This is a genomic window from Streptomyces colwelliae (genome assembly GCF_048158785.1).
Lineage (GTDB): Bacteria > Actinomycetota > Actinomycetes > Streptomycetales > Streptomycetaceae > Streptomyces.
In genome coordinates this window covers 1-2,726 of the sequence record NZ_JBLTJC010000670.1, presented here as the reverse complement: position 1 = coordinate 2,726, position 2,726 = coordinate 1, and the positions used below count along the sequence as shown (strand labels likewise).

General features: G+C 72.0%; 2 protein-coding genes and 1 pseudogene. All 3 read right to left on the bottom strand.

Going from position 1 to position 2,726, the window contains the following annotated elements:
- Positions 1–116 precede the first annotated feature (116 nt).
- Positions 117–1,112 carry a 3-oxoacyl-ACP synthase III family protein gene (locus ACNFOC_RS52960; RefSeq protein ID WP_406124112.1) on the bottom strand — a complete coding sequence of 332 codons (996 nt, stop codon included), beginning with the start codon at positions 1,110–1,112 and terminating at the stop codon, positions 117–119.
- Positions 1,113–1,185: 73 nt separating this feature from the next.
- Positions 1,186–2,421 carry a beta-ketoacyl-[acyl-carrier-protein] synthase family protein gene (locus tag ACNFOC_RS52955; RefSeq protein WP_416966106.1) on the bottom strand — a complete coding sequence of 412 codons (1,236 nt, stop codon included), beginning with the start codon at positions 2,419–2,421 and terminating at the stop codon, positions 1,186–1,188.
- Positions 2,418–2,546: pseudogene (locus ACNFOC_RS52950) on the bottom strand (phosphopantetheine-binding protein); the annotation flags it as partial. The pseudogene ACNFOC_RS52950 and the gene ACNFOC_RS52955, both read right to left, overlap by 4 nt.
- Positions 2,547–2,726: the final 180 nt, after the last annotated feature.

The window sequence follows — 2,726 nt, the reverse complement described above, 5'->3', positions numbered from 1 at the left end:
GATGCGCGGGGTGTGGGGGGTGTGAGGGGTGCGGGTCGTGGTCATGGTTGGTGCCTTGTGCCTTCACGTTCGTACGGTGTCGGGGGCTCGGGAGGTGTCGTGGTCCCCAAGGGCGTTCACCAGCGGCAGACGACCACTCCCGCGCTGGCCCCGCTCGCGAAGCCGAACATGCCGACCAGGTCCCCGCGTTGGAGACGTCCGCTGTCGAGCGCGGCGGCGAGCTGGAGCGGAATGGTGTTGGTGGCCACGTTGCCGTGGGTGGGGAAGGTGGCCAGAATCCGGCCCGGGTCCACGCCCACCCAGTCGCAGACGACCTTGGTGAACGGCACCGACGGCTGGTGCACACAGACGAGATCGAGGTCGTCGCCCTCGACGCCCAACTCCCGCATCGCGCCCCGCACTTTGCCGGGCAACCCCTCGAACGACCCCACCAACTGGGCGGAGTCGATACGGAGATGGCCGAGCCGGCGGTGCTGCGCGTACGGGTTGGGCAGGGTCGCCGCCCGCCAGCCCCAGGAGTTGGCGAAGAACCGCGAGCCGAGGATGCCGGGCCGCTCCCCCGCCTCCACCAGCAGCGCCGAGCCCATGTCACCGGTGCTGAGGCTGGGCAGCGCGGTCAACAGGTCGGCCGGGTCGTCCAGTTGCCAGCGGCTCTCCCGGGTGCTGACCTCGGCGGTGGTCACCAGCACCCGCCGGTACTGCCCGCCGCGGATGAACGCGTCGGCGACCTCAAGCGCGTTGAGGACTCCGTTGCAGGCGTTCTTCAGGTCGAACACCGGGCAGCCCAGGCCGAGTTTGTCGGCGACGACATGGGCGGTGGCCGGCTCCTCCATGTCGGCGAGGATCCCGGCGTACAGGAGCAGGTCCACGCCGCCCGGATCGGTGCCGGTGTCCTCGAACAGGCGCCGGGCCGCGTGCGCGGCCAGGTCGGAGGGCTGCTCCAGGTCGTCGGCCACGGTGCGCTCGGCCAGCCCGTACATCCGCTGGAGCACCCCGCGCGACAACGGCACGGCGGGGCTGCCCGCCCGGAAGCGGTCCTCCACGGCGGCCACGCTCTGGCGTCCCTCGGGGATGTGGACGGTGGCGTGAACGATCGTGCTGTGAACGGTCATTGAGCCTTCTTCACTTCAATCCGGTTCAGCCCGCGGCCGGTTGTCGTCAGCCCTCGGTCGGTTGTCGTCGGCGTCAGTCCTCGGCGGTGAGGAGCAGCACCACGTTGTGGCCGCCGAACCCGAAGGAGTGGCTGACGGCGGCCCGGACGCGCTGCTCGCGGGGCTCGCCCGTGACGCAGTCCAGGTCGAAGGGGAGGTTGTCCGGGGTGAGGTTGGCGATCGGCGGGACGGTGGAGCGGTGGACGGTCAGGGCGGTGAGCGCCGCCTCGATCGCACCGGCCGCGCCGAGACTGTGCCCGAGAACTCCCTTGGCGGCGCTGACACTTGGCCGGTGCGGCAGCACGCGCTCGATCAACTCCGCCTCGGTCAGGTCGTTGAGCGGTGTCGAGGTTCCGTGCGCGTTGACGTGATCGATGTCCGCCGGGCACAGCCCCGCTTCCGCGAGCGCCGACCGCAGCGCCGCCTCGGCGTGAACTCCCCCCGGAGCAGGGGCGGTCGGGTGATACGCGTCGGAGGTCTGACCGGCCCCGGCGAGACGGGCGTACCGCCGCACTCCACGCGCCCGCGCGTCGGCCTCCCGTTCCAGGACGAGGATCGCGGCGCCCTCGGAGATCACGAACCCGTCCCGGTCCGCCGCGAACGGCCGTGAGGCCAGGCCGGGTTCATCGACCCGGGACGACAGCGCGCCCATCCGCTGGAAACCGGAGGTGATCACCGGGGTGACGGCCGCTTCCGCGCCGCCCGCCACCGCGATGTCGCACAGCCCGGCGAGCAGCAGCCCCCGTGCGACGGCCAGGGCACTGGCCCCGGACGCGCACGCGGTCTCAGTCGCCAGGGACGGACCATGGGCGCCGAGGTCCAACAGCACTTCCCCGGCGGCCATGTTGGAGATCAGCATGGGCACCAGCGCGGGCGACACCAGCTCGGGACCGCCCTGGTGATGGCGGATCGTCTGGTCCTCCAGATGCGCGGCCCCGGCCAGCCCCGAACCGATCACCACGGCGACCCGCGCCCCGTCCCACCGGGCCGGGTCGAGCCCGGCGTCGGCGACGGCCTCACGCGCCGCGAGCACGGCGAGCTGACTGAACCGGCCCATGCGCCAGGCCTTCCCGCCGCCGATCCGGGCCTGTTCCGGGGTCATCAGCGGGATACGGCAGGACAAGTCCACGGCGCAGCCCTTGAGTTCGGGATCCGTGGCACCGGCGGAACGCCCGCTCAGGACCCCCTTCCAGGTCTCCTCGCGGCCGACCCCGGCCGGGGTGATGAGCCCCAGGCCGGTGACGGACACGGGCGCGGACGCCGCCTTCATCGCTCCCGCTTGGCGTTCAGCGCGGCGACGAGCTCACCCACGGTGCTGTTCTTGGCGGCCTCTTCCTCCGCAACCGGAACCCCGAGCTGCTCCTGGAGCGCCAGGGCGAGCTCGGCCAGCGCGAGCGAGTCGAGTCCGCGGGCCCATGCCGCATATACGGGTCATGCTCGACTATTTCCACCCGTGGCCGAATTCAGCCGGTCTGTACGTCGCCCGCGCCCGCGGGCGTACAGGGGCGTCACCCGCGACTCCTGCAATGTTCCCGCCCTGTTGGCGGCACTCCGGACCCGACACCGTTCCTGCAC

Coding starts and splice junctions, on each gene's coding strand:
- ACNFOC_RS52960 (WP_406124112.1), bottom strand. CDS start 1,112: ATGACCGTTCACAGCACGATCGTTCACGCCACCGTCCACATCCCCGAG.
- ACNFOC_RS52955 (WP_416966106.1), bottom strand. CDS start 2,421: ATGAAGGCGGCGTCCGCGCCCGTGTCCGTCACCGGCCTGGGGCTCATC.